Annotated in this window: 4 protein-coding genes; 3 read left to right on the forward strand and 1 reads right to left on the reverse strand. The window is 53.3% G+C overall.

Annotated features, from left to right (window positions below):
* The first annotated feature begins 1 nt into the window (after position 1).
* From AC3CB2_RS04900 to AC3CB2_RS04910, 3 genes are all read left to right on the forward strand, one after another.
* Positions 2-2,188 (forward strand): xanthine dehydrogenase family protein molybdopterin-binding subunit, encoded by a 2,187-nt coding sequence (locus AC3CB2_RS04900; RefSeq protein ID WP_352930479.1) that lies wholly within the window; start codon positions 2-4, stop codon positions 2,186-2,188.
* A 384-nt stretch (positions 2,189-2,572) separates the two neighbouring features.
* On the forward strand, positions 2,573-6,202 hold the full coding sequence (locus tag AC3CB2_RS04905) for a hypothetical protein (RefSeq protein WP_352930477.1): 3,630 nt from the start codon (positions 2,573-2,575) through the stop codon (positions 6,200-6,202).
* A 32-nt stretch (positions 6,203-6,234) separates the two neighbouring features.
* Positions 6,235-17,979 carry a LysM peptidoglycan-binding domain-containing protein gene (locus AC3CB2_RS04910; protein ID WP_352930475.1) on the forward strand — a complete coding sequence of 3,915 codons (11,745 nt, stop codon included), beginning with the start codon at positions 6,235-6,237 and terminating at the stop codon, positions 17,977-17,979.
* Here the strand turns inward: AC3CB2_RS04910 and AC3CB2_RS04915 are convergent.
* Positions 17,972-18,697 carry an aspartate/glutamate racemase family protein gene (locus tag AC3CB2_RS04915; protein ID WP_352930473.1) on the reverse strand — a complete coding sequence of 242 codons (726 nt, stop codon included), beginning with the start codon at positions 18,695-18,697 and terminating at the stop codon, positions 17,972-17,974. The two genes, AC3CB2_RS04910 and AC3CB2_RS04915, sit on opposite strands and share 8 nt — an antisense overlap.
* Between the last annotated feature and the right edge of the window lie 5 nt (positions 18,698-18,702).

Consider the following 18,702-nt stretch of genomic DNA (forward strand, 5'->3'; position numbering starts at 1 on the left):
TATGAGCGTTTTGACCTCTCGTCGTGGCTTCCTCAAAGGCGCAGCAGCGTCTACTGCCGCCGTTCTCGTCATCGGTGTTGCACCATCCGGCGCCATGGCCGCTGGCAGTGCAGCTGACACCACCATGCTCAACCCGTTCGTGAAGATTGCAGCTGACGGCACCGTCACCGCCATCGTCAAGCACTTCGAAAAAGGGCAGGGACCGGCAACCGGCCTCACCACCCTGATTGCCGAAGAGCTAGGCGTCAGCATGGATGCGATTCACTATGAGTTCGCGCCGTCCAACCCAAAGCTTTACAACAACACCGCGTTTGGACCTATTCAGGGCACTGGCGGTTCCACCGCCATGTTCAACAGCTTCCAGCAGTACCGCAAAGCAGGCGCAGCCGCCCGTGAAGTTCTGCTTCAGGCAGCCTCCCACGCATGGGATGTGCCGGTTGCTCAGCTGAAGCTGGAAGATGGTGTGGTCTCTGGGGCAGGCAACAAAGCGCCGATTGGTGAGTTCGTTGCGGCAGCAAGCACGCTGACAGCGCCTGAAGAACCACGCCTGAAAGATCCATCCGAATTCAAGCTGATTGGCAACGCCAATGTCCGTCGCAAGGATACGCCGCCAAAGATCAACGGCACGGCCATGTACGCCATGGACATGCAGCTCGACAATCAGATGGTCGTGGTCATCAAGCGCCCAACCCGCCGCGGTGGTACGGTTGCCTCCTTTGATGACAGCGCAGCCAAGGACGTCAAAGGCTTCATCCGCGCAGCCACTCTGCCAAACAAAGCAGGTGTAGCGGTTTATGCCGAAAATACATGGGCAGCTCTGCAGGCCCGTGAAGCGCTGGACGTCACCTTCGACAACGCCGCCGCTGAGCGCCGCAGTTCTGAAGACGTCTACAAAGAGCTGATGGCCGCAGTAAACACGGTGCCGGAATACAACCTGACCAAAAACGATCAGGCAGAAGTTGCCGGTGCCATCGACAAAGCCGACAAGGTGGTGGAAGAGACCTTCTACTTCCCACTTTTGGCTCATGCTCCAATGGAACCGCTGACCTGTACCATTGAAGCAACGGAAGATGGTGGTGTGATCCTGCACGATGGCGCGCAGATGCCAACATCACCGCACGCAGCACTGGCTCAGATCTTCCAGCTGCCGATGGAAAAAGTGCAGATCAAAACCATGTTCGCAGGTGGCTCCTTCGGTCGCCGCGCAACACCAACGGTTGACTATCAGGTGGAAGCCGCGCTGGCCTTCGTCATGACCGATCGCACCCGTCCGGTGAAACTGGTCTGGTCTCGCGAAGATGACATCACCGGCGGCTACTACCGCCCAGCCTTCGCACACAAGGTCCGTGTGGGTCTGGATGCTGACGGCAACATCGTCGGCTGGGATCACCGCGTTGCAGGCCAGTCCATCTCCAAGGGTACACCGTTTGAGGCGTTCTCCGTTCATGATGGCGTCGATCATCTCTCCGTAGAGGGTGTCACACCAACGCCGTACTCTATCCCGGGCATGTTCGCCGGTCTGACAGACAACAAACCAGCAACAACCGTGCTCTGGTGGCGCTCCGTGGGTCACACCCACACCGCCTATGTGATGGAAAGCATGATGGATGCTGCAGCCGTTGCCGCTGGCCGTGATCCAGTCGAGTTCCGCCTCGCTCATCTGGCGGGCGACACAGCAGATCAAAAACGCCTGACTGGCGTTCTGAAACTGGCTGCTGAAAAAGCGGGCTGGGGCAAGGCAGCTGATGGACGTGCTCAAGGCGTCGCGGTACACAAATCCTTTGGTAGCTATGTAGCAGAAGTGGTCGAGATTTCCGGCGATACTGAAAACGGTGTGAAGATCGAAAAAGTCACCTGCGCTGTCGATTGCGGCATCCCGGTCAACCCTGACGTGATCAAGGCACAGATGGAAGGCGGCATCGGCTACGGCCTCGGCCACGCCATGCGCGATGAGATCACGCTGGAGGACGGAGAAGTTATCCAACAAAACTTCCCGGACTACGAGCCGCTCCGCATCGGGGATATCGGTGAGATCGAAACGCACATTGTTCTCTCTACTGAGGCCCCAACCGGCGTCGGTGAACCGGGCACACCACCATCCGCTCCGGCACTGGCAAACGCCATCGCTGCAAAGGGCCCACGTGTGACCGAGTTACCAATGAACAAGGCTGGCGTCACCTTCGCTTAAAAGCCAAAACAATCAGGAAAGGCGGGCTCAAAGTGTTTGGGCCCGCCTTTTGCATTTCAGCGCAGAAAAAACGAAAAAAACGCAGATCAACGCAAGTTGCGCACATAGCAACGCAAACGCCAGCCTGATCATTTTTCACCTCACAAAATCAAAAATGTGAGCTGTGCATCTGTTGATCCCGTTTCTTCAAATAAATCAGCGCCCATTCATTTTGTGAGAAATGATTTTGCCCAACCCATGAAACCTCTTCAGCTCACACTGTGAACCATCAATTGTCCCAGTTTGAAAGCTGACCGCGCTCTATGTTCCCCTTAAACGCGTGGGGCAATGCTCCCGATTTCTGTCCTTAACACTGTAATGGACAAGGCTTTTGGGAGCTGCGCAATGGACTTCGAACAACAGGCCTGCAAGAGCCTCTATCTGGCGCCAAATACGGGCGATAATGCCGGTGGTTTCGCATTTGTCGTCAGTAAGATAGCTCCCCGTAAAGCGAAACTTCCCAAACGTATCTCACTAAAAGACGCACTCACCAATAAAGCTTACTCAGGTTCATTCATCTACTGCCCTGACTCATTGGACTGCGATCATAAAAAAGATCAGCAGCAAACACTGGTTTCCAGTTTGCATGAATACCTTGAAGCTATGCGCGTCCCACGCGGTTTCATGTGGCTGCCCAAAGCCACAACACCGCTCCCCATTCCTGAAGACTATCAGCACCAACGCCCAGCGTTTTTCTCCATCAACACCACTGGTACCGAGACAACAAGCAGCCTCTCTTACCCACTCGCCCCAAACCTCACCATCGAGTTCTACTCCGCCGCCTATATCAAGGTCTCCGAGGATGAAGAGAACTTGCAGCTCTCAGAAGCCGCCATTCAGTTAGGGGGATATCTAAGCCCCGACACAGGCTCCGTAAGCAAGGCCGACATACGCTGCTCCGGCCCAGATCGCGGGGCCATCGTCTTTGATGCTGATTTTGATCGCGATGCGCTACACGACCAATGGAACTTTGGATTTCAATGGGTTGCAAGCGATCCCAACACCAAAACCGGCCTCAATGGCCAGCGTTTTGCTCTGGGAACAGGCGACAACGGCACACGCGAACCACTCCCCATGCGGCTGGTGGTGGATGTCACCGATGCGTTGAACAACTGTCCTACCCATAACCGCAGCGATCCCAACCGCTGCGCCTTCTACTTCCGCCCGGAAGCAGAAACGGGCCATGGCCCAACCCTAAACAGCTTCTATAGAAGCACCTATGGCGCCACCGTCGCCCTGATGGCGATCACCGGGGATAGCCTTGAAAGCACAGGCCATCCGGCAGGTATTATCCTCACACCCAGCTATGAAGATCCTTCGACACTTCATAGTTTTATCGCCAGCCCACTGGGAGATTTCCTCATCTGTGCTCCAGCCGGTGAGGGGACAACCAAAGCCCGCATCATGTGCGGCCTCGGCGGAACCGAGTTTCTGGAAGTGCCGGGGAATGATGAAGACCTTGCATCTGCCGCACGCCTGCGTTTCATCCCAAACCAGCCCGCTTATGCTCCTGTTTTCCCACTGCCCAAATCCTCCCCAACTGGCCGCCCAGCCCCCAGAGGGGCTCCTCTGAAGGGAAGCTACAAAACATCCTACGTGGAGGTCTTCCCAGCAGGTTCTGCTGTAGAGAGTTCAGGGGAACCTATCACATACGTCGCCCAGCCCCACGGCAGTGCACTGCATGGGTATGATGACGAAATCTGGCAGGAAAACAAAAGCTTGCTGGGCACTGTCAGCCCTGCCTACACCTTGCCTCCAGATGATACGCAAGCATTTCCCATGTTCCCTTACAGCGGCACGGATGAGGGTGATCCAACTTACTCCCAATGCGATGTAGCGCTCTTTGAAAAGAGCATCATTGCCCCTACAAGGCGAAAGGTGATCGCTGCACTTACCAACGGCCAATCCAACACCAGCGCATCGGAGGCACAAGGCACAGAGACTGAAGCCACCTTAACGACCCCGCTCGGCGTCATTGCAACGCTGCAATCACCAACAGATGCAAACCACTGGAAAGAGGTCAAACTCGCTCAGATCAAAACGCCTGTAAGTTCTGAGTTTGCATTCAAAGAGCTCAGCCCAAAGTTGATTGAAGCCCTTCAAACCAATCAGCTTTTTCTGGTTGCCGCAAATCCGTCAGAGTTGGGAGAGGCGGGGACAACGTTCCTCAATACCCTCAACATTGAAGACTGGCAGATCGAAGCCGACGTCGGCAACTCTCCTGACTTCGGAGACTACGCCAACATATTGATCATTAAAGGCATTCGCGGCCCGCTCTACGATCCAAAGGGTGATCCCAAAGACAACCTGATCTCCAACCCACAAAAATGGACCCAAAAGGAAACCTTCGCCGCCCCAACGACAAAACGAGACGCAACACTAAACCCAGCCCAGCTGGTCAACGTCTCCTCCTGGCTGCAGGACTACTTCAAAGCCGCTCAGGATAACCCCGCCACAGAGTACTTTGAGGACTTCAACCAACTTGCTGCCGATCCCAACTGGACCGGTGTGCTTATGCTACGCGCGCGTATCAAATCGCCACCTGAACAGCTTGCTGGTATCGTCGCTGGTGTGCGGGATCCGGCAAAGTTTTATGCCCACCACCTCGCCATTCGCATCAACCAGATCAAGGCTGGGACGGACGGTGAGAAGATCGCAATAAAGAAGCAAAGCTCAGTGTTTGGTTTGATTTACTACGAGGACCCCGACCTCGTCGTGCCAAAGGGGGCAGCAAGCCCGGAGCCAGTTGTTCCCTCTGCAACGCGTACCTATGACTTCATCCTGCTCTCGCTGAAAGTGCTTTTTGAGAACTCTGCCATCAAAAAGTTCTCCTCCTTCGCTCAGCTCTCACTGAACAAGGTGTTCGGCAGTGAGGTCATCAGCTCGCAGCCGGTTATCCCCGCAGGCAAAGCCAAGCCCAAGGGCAGTCAGTACAAATCCCTGATCATGAAAGCCAGCTATCAGGACAACAACGGCCACCCATCCTACACCATGGCCGCCCCACAGCCTTACCGCTTCAAAGTCGACAACAATATCCTCCAGCAAACCGAGTTCACTTCCGCCAGAATGAACACCATCACTGGCCACGATAAGGAGCAGGAAACCCAAACCGAACCGCTTATCCGCTTCGCATTTACTGGATTTCTAGACTTTGCGATCTTGAAAATCGATAAAAATCAGCAAGTTGATCTATTTTCCTATGGAGTGGAGGGCGGCCAGCAATCAACGCAGACAGGCCTCGGCTTTGGCAATCTGGCCCTGCAAATGAGCTTTGCACAAACCAATCCCTATGAAAGCCAAAAAATCATCTGGGTCAGCGACCAACTGACGTTCGACACCAAAAACAGCACCCCGCGCAGCCGCAGTCTGGTTGAGACTATGCCATTGCAATTGAAAGGTTTTGTCAGCTCAACCAATGCAGACAAAACGCCTGCGTCTCTTGGTTATCTGGATGTGATCACCAACGCAAACCAGCAAGGCCTTTCAAAAGAATGGAACGCTTTGCAGTTCGAAGTCAGCCTCGGCACCGCAGGCGACCTTGCCGGAAAACTGGGCCTTTCTGCAGATTTCCTGCTCGCTTGGTCACCCGACTCCACAGGCGACACCTACAAATCCCAGAGCGCCATCCATATGCCGGGCTCTTCCAACGGCGCGTCGCTCATCAGCCTGCAGAACGTTCTGTCCATGTCCTACGGCCCAATCCAGCTGCTTTATACGAACAAACCCAAGGAACATGAGAGCGATCGCGACAAGCAATATATGTTTGTTCTCAACGAGATCGCCCTGAAGTTCCTCGGCCTCGCCAAAATCCCACCTAGCGGTGCCACGTCCTTCTATCTGTTCTCTGAATCTGATGAGAACAGCAAGAGCTCTGATGAGAACAGCAAGAGCTCCGATGAGACCACAGGTCTGGCCTGGTACGCGGTCTACAACAACGAGCCGCCCGAAAACTGCAAAACACCCGCAGAGAAATAGCCTGAAACGTCAATCATCAGTGGTGCAGGAAGATGAATGAGCACAGCCCAATCGAACCCTTCGAGCCCGCCGTCCTGCCGCAGGACGAAGCCCTGTCTTCCGATCTCACCAGCCTGATCCAGCAGTTCATGTCGGCCGCCGATGACCTGAACACCTCACTTTCCAGCAATATCATCAGCAAACTCATAGGAGTTCTGAAGGGCAAGAAGCTACGATATTTCGTATGGCAGGATGAGAGATCCGGCAGCGTCGCAAACACAATCAACATGCTACGCTCAATGATTTCCCTTGGATTTCAAATGGATGTCGAGCTGATCTACAACAGCGCCCAGAAAACACTGCTGCAAGAACTTGCCGAACTGCTCCCTGGTTTTGACCCTGCAACCCGCGCCCCCTACACATTAAACGGCATCACAATCACATTCTTCGCCTATGAAGAAACAACCGTCGGTGAGATCACCCATCGCCAGGTGCGCGGCCTGACCGGCAAAATGCCTCTCTGCCTGTGCGGCGGAGGTGACATTCCCAACATAGACAACACCAGCATCGCAACAGCCGTAAAATGCGACTACTTCGTCCTGCTGCAACCCTATCTCTGGACAGCCGAAAACAGCGCAAGCAACTCAAAAATCATCCTTCCGGGCCTGAAACGCTCCATAAATCTGGATGACCAGCTCGTCCTACAAGGCGATCAGTTCGCTTATCGCAGTTTCAAACAGGATCTGTCTGCCAAACCCAACTGGACAGTACTTCAGAAAATCCCGAATGCCAACAAAAAGGCCTTAAGTGCTGCTCAGAACATCGCAAATGCCATTGGGAAGTCTGCACAAAGCGGCATTGAGTTTTTCCCAGTCGCAAGTTTGCCCAGCTCCTCAAGAGATAAAACCTCTCTAGTTGGCAGCGCAGAAGGGATCGCGTTTGAGCTCATCGCTGCCGCGACTTTACTGCAAAAGCAAAAGGCATTTTCTAAAAAGCCAGTTGTCATCGCCATTCTGGATGATCTCTCCAGCTCCACATGGCAAACACTGGTGCGATACTTTCCGGAAAAAAGCACGTCCAATCAAAGCACAACGAGCAAAACCGATGAGCTGACAAAGAATGTGAGTGCTTACTGCAAAGCGCAACAACTCTTCAAAAATACCTCAGGCTCAGGCACCGGGATCTATTTGAACAAGGATCTATCCGGCGCAGCTGGTAAAGCGTTCCTGAGCAAGTTGAAGCCCGGTTCTACTGTCGTCACCACGCTGCAAGGCTTGCCGCCGGAAGCGCTCAATCATCTGTATGCCGTAGCCACTTTGCCCGGCGTTTTGCAGGGTACCAAGACTGCCAACCTTGCAGTAAATCTGGGCAAGCCTTTCTTCAAGCTGACTGGTTTCGCTGTAAACCCGTACCCTAGCACCTTCGGAAACGGCAGCGGAAAAGCAGCCAGCAGCACCACACCAACCACTGCAGCGCTACTCGATATCTCTAAGAACCAGATCGCCCTGGGACTTTCTGCGTTTCAGGAGGGCTTCAAAGCCTCCATGCCGCCAAACGAGCTCGCCCAATCGATTGCTGAGATCACCACACAGTTCAGATCCGGAAAAGGCGCGTATTTCGAATACTTTGGCGGCCTCAAACAGTACTATATCGCGCCGCAAAATGATAAGCTGCTGCAAGCACTTGGCTTTCTTACTGCCAGAATTGCGCTCATAAAAATGAAAGAGAGCATCTTCTCCGATCTGAGCCAGCTGAAAGAAACTCTTCATGAGGCTACGAAGGACGGCAAGCTATCGCTCATCCCTGACGTTGTGAAAGAGGGCCCATTTCACCAGTTCCTCATGAGCATCTTAGGGGGAGGCGCTCTCAATATAGGCTCTGCAAAAGATCCGGTCTCCATAAAACCGGTCTATCGGGCAAAAAAGCTCAGCCAAATCATCGTCACAGGAAAGACCTCCGATTTTCTCGGCACAGAACTCACAGTCAGGCTCACCGTCTCCAGCGTAGGCCGTGCCACGAAGAAAGCTGGCCAAAACTACAAGGTCCGCCTGGAAGTCGACCTGCAAAAACTCTCGCTGCCCGGTGTGGAATGGTTCGCGCTGGAAAATACAGGCTTGTTCGCGGAGTTCTCAAGCAATGGTGCAAGACTGACTGGCGGCGTGCAAACATCTGTAGAACTTGGTGAAACGCTGGTTCCGTTCCAGATGAACTTCCCAAGCTCAGCCAGCAACAAGATGGTGGTGCAGGGGGCGTTCGCCAACGAAGCCGCACCATCTTTGAATGCTGTGTTCACTCTCATTGGGGGCATGAACTTTGCTAACTCAATCCCGTCAGAACTCGCCGATCTGAACCAGCTAAACATCGACGGACTGCGGTTCAACTACGATTCAACCAAGAAGACCATCGAGAGTTTCCAGATTTCTCTGAAAGATAACAAGGAATGGGACTTGTTTGGTGGGCTGAGCATCAAGGATCTGAGCTTTGATGTGACCGCACAGCAACCGACAGGAAGTCGCAAGGTCAGTTGGGGCGCCTCTACACAAGCCGTGATTGGAACAAGCAAGAACCCGCCAACGCTCAATGTTTCCGCCACCTATCCGCAAACCACAGTCACTGCAACATTGAATCCGGAGGGGCCAAGCTTACCGGTCGAAGATCTTGTCGATGCACTGCTGCCGAAAGGCTATCACCTCAACGTGGGGGCGGATATCGCGAACCTGTCTCTGGAGTACACCCCGGGACAAAGCAAAAGCAGCAGCACATACGCGGTACAGGTTGGGGTGGATCTGGAAAGCTGGAAGATCTCTCTGGCCCCGGCAAACTTTCAGCTGAAGGACATCTATATTGATGTCAAAGGCATCGGAAACAACTCCACAGGCACCATAAAAGCCTCCACAATGCTGTTTGAGGGGCTGTCAGGCGTAAAGCCAGTGCCGGTGAGTGTCTCAGCAACCTTCGATACGCAAAACCATCTCTGGACCTTTACAGGAGAGCAGGGCGACACATCCATAAAGGTCAGCCAGATCATTGCAGCCTATCTCGGTAGTGGCTGGGCAACCGATAAGTTCGATCTGGATGTTACTGGCCTGAATGTTACGTTCTCAACGGGTAGCGGAAAAACTGCTTCCAGCTACGAGTTTGGCGGCACAGTCAACTTTTTAAATAAAGGCAAGAAAAAAGTCAGTTGGCTGCCTGAAAACGTCACTTTCACCGCAAAGATCGGCAACTCTGGTGGTAATGAACTATCGCTAGCCGTCAACAAAGCTCGCATTCCTGTGTTGAACGAACAGGATGAGATCGTTTTTCTGGAATCTGCTCGTTCACTAGCCTGCTTCGAAAAAACCTCCAACGACAATCAGTATGCCTTGCTGACAGCTGATATTGTCTGGAACAAAATCGACCTGACAGCCTTCTACCAGTACGGAAAAAAGAAGTCCTCCTTTGGCATTCAATGGGGCGCCTTGAGGGCTGAGGTCAACGAGCAGCAGATTGCCAAGATTAAGTTCACGCAGGCAACCACTCTTGGTGGCATTATTGAAACCTTTGTCGAATGGATGACAGGCGCCAGATTTGGCCTTGCCGCACCGTTTGACCTGCTCAATGACGTAAAACTCTCTGACCTTGAACTCACCTGGGATCTCAAGAACGAGAAAGTGTGCTTCAAGATTGATATCGGACCTATCGATCTGGTATTTGCCTCAGTTAAAGGTATCTCTCTGAGTTATAATAGGAATTCTGGTGTCTGGGTCGAGTTGGATGGTGATTTCCTTTGGTCGGTTCACAGTTTGGAAAAAAGTGCGAAACCTAAGTGGCGCGCCGACCAACCCTCAACAACCCCAAGCCCCGGCGGAGCAGGAAACAAGTATCTGGATCTGAGGCTTCTGGCAGGTGGTCAGCATATGAATGTCAAAGGGCTGCAGCAGGTCAATACGGTGCAGCAAGCTGTTGATATTCTTGGCTGCCTTCCTGAACCATCTGCAGACAAGGTCCCGGATATTGGCTTTGACGGCAATATCAACTGGCTGTTCGCCACGGACTTTGGTGTTTTACGTATCGACTCCAGCAAAGAGCTTGGGCAGGAGCATTGGGGAGAGTTGGAGAAGGGCGGTGCTCAGTATGCGTTCACGCTGCAAGTTGTCCTGACTGACCCTAGTCTCTACGCCTTGCGTATCGCGTGCAGCGGCAAAGCAGCCAAAGTGTTCTCTGGCCTCGACTTTCAGGTGATCTACAAGAAGGTCTCAGAAGGGCTTGGCAAGTTCTCTGCCTCCATCGAACTGCCGGAGATTATGCGCCGCATTGATGTGGGGGCCGTCACCATCACGCTGCCCACGTTTGGCATTGAAGTCTACACCAACGGAGACTTCCAGATCGATGTGGGCTTTCCGTGGAACAACAATTTCTCGCAGTCTTTTTCCGTTGAGGCCATCGTGCCTCCGGGCATCCCGGTCAAAGGCGGTGGTGGGTTCTATTTCGGTAAGCTGCCAGCCGCCTCCGTGAAAGGCTTGCCTGTATCGAAAAATGGATTTTTCAATCCCAATCTGGTCTTCGGTTTCGGAGCACAGCTGGGGCTCGGGAAGTCCTTCGAGATGGGCATTTTGAAAGCAGGTTTCAGTCTCACTGCTTTCGGCATTCTGCAAGGCATTCTGGCCAAATGGAATGCGTATGATGACAAACACACCGACAGCAGCAACGCATTGTCCTTGCAGGGGGAGTACTTCTTCTCGCTCACCGGTACCTTTGGCATTATCGGCAAACTCTACGGTTCCATTGACTTCGCCGTCATCAAAGCCTCTGTGAACATCAGGATTGAGGTCAGCGCGCAGATCAAGCTTGCGTCCTACGAGCCAATCCCGATCACCGTCGCAGCTAAAGTGGACGTTAGTGCCTCTGCAAGCATCGATCTCGGCCTGTTCACCATCAAAGTAAGCTTCAGCTTCTCCGCCCATGTGCACACCACCTTCACATTAGGCGCACTTCAGAACCCAAAAGACGCACCGTGGCTGGATCATTCAGAAAGCCACGAAGGTCTGTTAGCATCACCGCTGGCAGAGCGTCTGGCTCTTTACAGTCGCTTCCCGATGCTACCAGCTGGCTATGAAGCCGTACCCATAGAGTTCAATTGGTCCAATCTGAGAGCAGCCTCAGATCCTTCAAAGAACCCTCTGGAGATCCATCTGGGCTACGGTTTGACGCTGGCCAAAGATGAAAACTGGTCGTCAGCAGAGCAAGGTCGCCCACCACAACTGCCATGCTACGTGGCCAATCTGTTCATTGAAGCGCCAGCACCAGCAAAACCACAGGACACCGAGCTCTTTGAGAAAGCCTCTGGTGCGCAGCCCGATACGGCCTTTGAAGCTCTGGCAAAGATGACCACGCGGTGGCTGATCGCAGCCACGATGGGTGATGAAGAGGTGACGGCAAAAGAGGTCGATAGTCACCCCATCAGCGCGGTTGAGATCAACTTTATTCTGGATGGCCTGAGCACTCTGGAAACCTCATCTGATGCGCTCACCGAAAGCGATATCTCGAAGTTCCTTCAGCAACAGTTCCAGTTGGATATTGCGGTGCCAGCAAGGACTGGTGAGGCACAGGCCACTTATTTCCCGATGGTGCCGGACCTCAGTCTTGCTCTGAAAGTGGGCGACAAAACCACGCTCTCTTACAGCTTTGCCGAGTTCAACAAAATCAGCCCCAACTATCTGCAGGACTTAACAAATTACTTTAACCAATTAGCCGTTCAGGTGGAGAAAGAGAGCCGGAAAGATCCTTCTGAAACCAAATCAGAAAACGTGCAAATATCAATTGCATCATACATTTATCAGAACTACTTCATGCTGCTCATGAAGCAGATGATGCAAAGTCTTCTGGATGGTTTGCGCGACTTCAACTATCCGCTTGCTTCAGGCGAAACACCAGACGGCATCGTGGCTTGGGTGAAAGGCAAAAGTGGAAGCGGTTACACGCTTGCGGATCTTTTCAAGACCAACGGAACCCACCCGCTGACAAGCAATGTTGAGCTTACAATCCCAACCGCATCATTGGTGGTGCCTGCAGGCAAAACCCTCAAAGAGCTTGCTGAAAAGAACCAGCTGAACGCGGTGGTCAAAATCGCTGACCTCATCTGTAAAAACAAAAAAGTCGCTGGTCTGCTGATCAATGGTGAGAAGATCACCTACACTGCATCTGATGGCACCAAAACCACCCACACAACCTCAGGCGCTGAAACCTTCTGTTCAGTTGCCAAGGCTCTGGGAATTTCACTGGAAGAGCTGAGCACCAACAGCTCAATCCCCACCCAGCAGAACCTGCTTGTGGCTGGCACAACATTGCAACTGCCTGAGTTCACGCATAAGACAGGCGACGCCGATACGCTCTCTTCAGTCGCTCAGAAGTTTGAGACAAAGGCCGAAGCACTCGCTCTGCCAGCAAATGGAACCATCACAGACCTGTTCGTCGTACCTTCTAGTGGCTCTTCAAGCAGCCTCAGCATCGCGCATCTGCCGCAGTTCTGTGTGGGCGAACTCATCAAGGAAGTGCAGCGCACAGGCGGCATAACCCATCTATCGGGAATGGCTTCGCGCTATTACTTCCACGGCATGCGTCTGCCCACAAAAAACATCGCATCGCTAAAAGAAGGCATCACACCACTGACAGAAGGCATGTGGGTTCAAATGGATAAGGCCGGAAAACTCACCCTGCCTGCAGAAGCTGGTTTGTTTGCCCTTTCAGGGCAGCAGATCCCCATCCCAACACCGCTCACCACCTCATTCTCCATGCTGCTCGGCAAGCCTGAGGATGCCGATTGGATCACACTCGGCAACGATACAAACCCGCTGAAGTATCCGGTGGTAGTGCCGAAGGATGAAGAAAAACCCAGCAAAGACTATGAGCGCATTGAAGCGATAATCAAATGCGGTGCAAAAGGGTATCTGCCAGCAGGACCCTGTCAGCTTTCTCTGCTTGCAAGTGTTGATCAGCAGCCAAGCGCATTCCCAATCCCGCATTACATCAACTGGCAGAGCGCAGAGCCAATCCCGGTTCCTTCCAGCTCCAGCACACAGAAATCCAACTCCCAGTACCTACGCCTCTGGACACTCTCAGGAGCATTGACAGCACTGGGAGCGCAGGATGGTGATGCGCTACCACCGCGCATGATCGTCGAGCAGGCCGCTCAGGATGCGGCCACTGGTAAGACAATCAAAACACCACTGGTGAACTTCGGCTGGACATCAACCATCGAGTTCTCCATCAAAAAACTGCCTCAACAGCACAAGAAGTCGGGCAATGAAGCTAACGGGGCATCAGACAATGCGCTGAAAACAACCTATGAACTGAACGGTGTCAGCTCATCTGGCACTGTAGTGCTGGAGCGCATGCTGCAATCGCTGCCTGATGACCACAGCTTCACCTCCATCACCCTCGGCTACACCACAGGCTCTCAAAGCAGCGGAACACATTTTGTCGGCGAGGGCGGCAGCAACGTCACCTTTGGCGTCTCGAAGACGAACCTTTCAACTGTCACAAACCCGGGCGGCGAGCTTTTCCTCCAAGAGAGCAGGCAAACCACAGGCCCAACGCTGCTCAACACACCCATGAACCTTGTAAAACTGCTGTGGGAAGCAGGCATCACCAACTCAGGCGGGTTCTACCTCTACTACACCGCTGATGATGGAGAGTCGGGCCTCCCGTCAAGCATCTTCAACGAAAAGGGCGAGGCCACGCTAACGCTCGTGATCATTCACGAGGACCAGCAACACCTGCATCCGTACATCAACGGCCTGGCAACAGCACAGCCGCTGGCTAGTTCTGAGGCTTCACTGACAGCTTCGGCCAAAGGGGAACTGGTTGAACATACCGTGCAACAGGGCGATACACTGGCAAGCATCGTTCGGCTCTACCACTCCAACCTCAATTCACTCATCGCCAATTCTCTATCGTCAGAAAGCGCTGAGATTAAGCTAGTCCAAGGCAAAACAATCCTCATAGAGCAGGGCACTTACATGGTCCCGCAAAGCACCAGTGCGCCCGGAGTCTCCTTTGCCAGCATTGCCCTGCGCTTTGGCACAACCGTCGATCAACTCAAGCAAATCAACCTGAGCCTGAAAGACGAAAATCTACTCGCAGGCACACCTTTGCGACTGCCCGCCATTGAACTGACCATTGCCGCGAAAACCCTCAGCAACGATCTGATCAAACTGACAGACCTAAAGAAAATCGCAAAATACTTTGGCACAGAGCCAATTGTGATTGCCGTCAGCAATGCAGAGCAGAAAGATCTTCTGGTAACAGGCCAAACCCTCACCACCCGTGCGGGCCCACTGTCGGTGCAGCCGGGCGAGCATCCCGGTGTTCAGTCCCTCAACGCAAAGCGAGCCAAACCGCAGCCAATCCCATCAGGTGACACCGGCTCGGACTACGCCAAGGCTCTGCTCCTCAACAACTACAGCCTGCTGGCTTATCGGGTGACAGAAAATCAGGACTTTAAATCGAGCAATATGGGACTTCCCATCGGTGCCTCTGGCAAGTCCACATCACCGGATGAAAACAAAGTCAGGTGTGTACTGGAAGCATCAACTGGCGATGCAGAACAGTATCATGGCGCAATTTCTTATCTAGGGCTTGTGAAAGATAAAGGAAAGGACAAGCCGCTCAATCCCTACATTGCAAACGGCAGACTGCTGCAAACCAAACTTGGCTGGAACGATTATTACGGCAACACCATCCTTTCCACCCTAGATGATTACGCCGATCCAGCCGGAAAGCTCAGCAACAAGCCCGCTCTGCAAGGCTACACAGATCAGATCATCCCGCTCTCCCAATGGCCTTCCACATCTGCCAGTTGGACTGTTGCCGTGAGCAAAGATCCTGAAAAGACCTTCACGCTCATGGTCTCTTTCAGCTTCGATACCAGCCCCTTCATTCCACACAAGGGTCAGAACCCTTCCATTGCCCAGCAACGTGCACGCTCAGCTCTGATCATCGTGGAAGATTTGCTGGCTCAGTTTGAAGACCCCAACGGGTTTGAAGTGGAGGTCGACACGTCACTGGTAAGCGAAACTTATGCGCTGACAGCCAGCGAACTGAAGCAACTCATAGGCTGGTGGCAGCATATTCAAAAGTTCCTTCAGGAACACAGTGCTGCGGAAGGGAGCGAAGCAGACCCCAAACCAATCATTCCATCTTTGAAACTTCCGGTCACAATGGCGCTTGCGGATGTCCGTACTGATCAGGTTTTCGAGCTGGTGACAAAGCTCATATTCAAACGCACCCATGGCATCGCGGTTGGAGACTATGCAGCGGACCCGCTGGCGCGTTCAGTGGCTAACACAATCGCCATTAAAACCAATGTCTCCGCGCCCAAACGGTCTGATACAGAGCCGAAGAAACCCAAACCGGATATCCTTGCAGAGTTCGCAGAATGTGTTGCAAAAGCTATTCAGGGGTCAGGCTTCCAGATGATGGTCGCGTCCGGCATCAACCGCTACGCCCCGTCTGCGGGCCTGTCTTCCAACGTCACATGGGCGGTCAGAGTAGGGCGTCAGGAGGGTGATCCAATCTCATTCCGGATCACTGATGAGTGCCAGCCTGAACTCTACGCGCCACTGCCAGTCAGCAACACACTGATCTCCCGCAGTGCCACCGTCTATCCGTACACCGGCCTTGATGACTTTGATCACGAAACCGGCAAGTTTACAGGCACGCCAGTCAAAAGCACATTCTCCAACGTGGAAATGGATGTATGGCTCAAGCAATACTTCGACTTCTTCGACGGTCTGCTCTCGCCAAAGTATTCATCCTCCATCCTGTTCATCGACCATCATCTGCAGTCTCAGGCCGTAAAAGATGGAACGTCGAAGCCCGCTGGCTTTATGGAGCAACTGGCAGAACAGAAGGAAAGCCTTGCCGGGATCACGGCCAACATGCTCGCGCCGATCTATCAGGACGGAGCGAGTACTCGCCTGATCTCAGCGCAAGAAACCTTCCGCCAGTCCTTGTTAAATGAGCTTTCCAATCTCTACACAACACAGGCAGCCATCTCTTTTGGTGCGGATGTGAACGCGAGCATCCCATTGCAAGGAAATGAGGAAACACCGCAGCTTTACGGCAACATAAACCTCAACAGCATCAAAAACTGCCCGCCGCAAGATGAGGAAAAAGCAAGCCCTGCAACCAGCAAGACACTCTCCAGCCTGATCTCCATGACCTCGCCAAAACTGAAGCTTCAGCATGGCGAGGAACAGCCCCTCACATTCCTGCTGGAAGCCTCTGAGAAACTGGGGGAGACCACAGAGTGCCTCTGTCTGGATCTTTGCTACAAGGTCACGGCTCTGGAACACCAGATCAGCCCGGTCAAAAACATCGAGGGTTATAAGGCGTCCAGTTGGTTGTCGCCAATCACAGCCGAAGACACGCCGGTGCTGGAAAAGTCTCTGGGCACCTTCAAACTGCCAATCCTGCTGCGCAGCTTCCCCGAAACCCCGCGCATGGTCTCCCAAGCTGGTCCGGCCTTCGATAAAAAGGCCACGCAGCTGAGCAAAATCACCAGATGGGATTATGAGTACACCTACGGTCTGAACTTCCACTATTTGCAGGACAAAGCCCACGGTCAGATCCAGTTCAACATCAAAGATAAACCCGCAAACGAACTCGCCGGTTTCCTCGATGCATTTGCGCAGCTGGCCCAGTTCATTTCCGTTGCAAACAATCTCTACGCCATACTGGACCAGTACGTGCCCGTCATCAGCGCGGCAAAGCAGGACGACGCGGCCATTGAGGACGCAGCAAGCGTCCTATCCGCGATCATCAAGCTCAACGAGGACATCATAGATGCAGCCTCAGCCGCTGGAAACTTGAGCATGCTGGCAGCCCCGGTAACAAAGGAAGGGGCTGAGAGCTACAAGTTCAGCATTCTGGAGGAAAATCAGGCCTACACCTCAAACAACGAAGACACAGCAGAGCGATGGGTGGTCAAACTCATTCTGGAAGACTGCAACAGCCTCAAAGGCCTCACCGGAGAGCTTTCCGTTGAAATCCCCGAATGGACCAGCCATCTGGCCTCGAAAGCCTGCGAAAAGGGCAAGAAAACCTACACCTACTATTACACGCAGGAGAAAAAGAAGAAGACCACCTACCTGACGCAGGACATCGCCCAGTCCATCAATGACCGGCAGGTGATCCTACCGGGGATGCAGGTGCTGGCGCGACAGGATGCCATCGCCTCCATGTACATGACCCGAAACAACAACATTTATGGCAAGATCAACGAGAGCTTTGTCTTCAGAACGCCGACAGCTACTTTCAAAAACCCGTTCCACCCAACTCTCTCCAGCTATCAGCCGCTTAACATCGCGTGGCTGGATGAGCCGAAGGGAGAGCCGAGCAAATGCAGCCTGACAGAGCATCTGAACAATCTGTTCTGCAAGCTGTTCAAAGGTGAGTTCGTCGGGGATGTCACCCTACAGCTCAACATCGGCTATGCCTATCACCTGGCTGAGGGACTGACTGAAGAGCCGATTGATCTGCCAATCGCACTCCTGCCACCAACCCCGATCACCATAACCACGAAAGGCAAGCCGAAAGGGAACATCATCAAGAACCTTGCCAAATCCATTACAACCTGGGCAGAGATACACAAACCGTCCTGCAACAATGCCAGACTAACCTTCGTGCTCAACATCATGTCCAACCTGACGGAAAACCCGATGCCCTTGCTCAACCTGCAGGATCTTTACCTCTGCACCGATGACATCGAACCGCCACTCCCGTCCTATGAAGATCAGTTGGAAGAGGCTAGATGAAGCCGGGAAAGGCCATGCGATGGGATGTGGCGTGCACCATGCTCGCAAGGGTGATGATGTCAAACACGGGCCGCTTGACCTTCGCCTGCAGCTGATGCGCATAGGGTGGCAGGTCTGTACATTCCAGCACGATCGCACCAATCTCCGGTGAGCGTTCCACCATGCTTTCGGCAGCAGCCAACAACTCGCCCGTCACTTTGCCTAGATCCATCTGCGTGCGTTCACCGCGTAGGATTACAGAGGAGAACTCCGGCGCCTCATCCAGACCTTGCACCACAATCGGCACATCAGAGGCACCAACACCTTCCAGATGCTTGTCTGTCAAAGAAGAAGCCGAGGCCGTGATAACGCCAACAGGGGCCTTGGTCATGTGATAGGCCAGAGGCACCTGAATGAGAGATGACACAAACACGGGGATGGAAACCGCTTCAGCTATCTCTTTTTGAAAGATCGCCAGAAACCCGCAGGAGCCGGTGATCGCATGGACACCCTGATCCTCCAACCGCTTCGCCGCGCTGATAATCGGTTCCAGCAGCTCAGGAGAGGGATCAGCCAGCAGCTTCTGCACGGTCAAACCATGAAGGATCTCATAGGTCGTCGTAAACGGCAGGCTGGAGGGATTCTTGATATGTCCCGGAGGTTTCGGAAAATAGCTCTCTAAGGAAAGAACGCCAATTGAAACGCCGCAGATGTTTTGGCCGCCACTATGAATGGTCATAGATT

Source organism: Pseudovibrio sp. SCP20, assembly GCF_057774105.1.

Excerpts from the sequence above, each read along its gene's own strand:
- AC3CB2_RS04900 (WP_352930479.1), top strand. The coding sequence starts at position 2 with ATGAGCGTTTTGACCTCTCGTCGTGGCTTCCTCAAAGGCGCAGCAGCG.
- AC3CB2_RS04915 (WP_352930473.1), bottom strand. The coding sequence starts at position 18,697 with ATGACCATTCATAGTGGCGGCCAAAACATCTGCGGCGTTTCAATTGGC.
- AC3CB2_RS04905 (WP_352930477.1), top strand. The coding sequence starts at position 2,573 with ATGGACTTCGAACAACAGGCCTGCAAGAGCCTCTATCTGGCGCCAAAT.
- AC3CB2_RS04910 (WP_352930475.1), top strand. The coding sequence starts at position 6,235 with ATGAATGAGCACAGCCCAATCGAACCCTTCGAGCCCGCCGTCCTGCCG.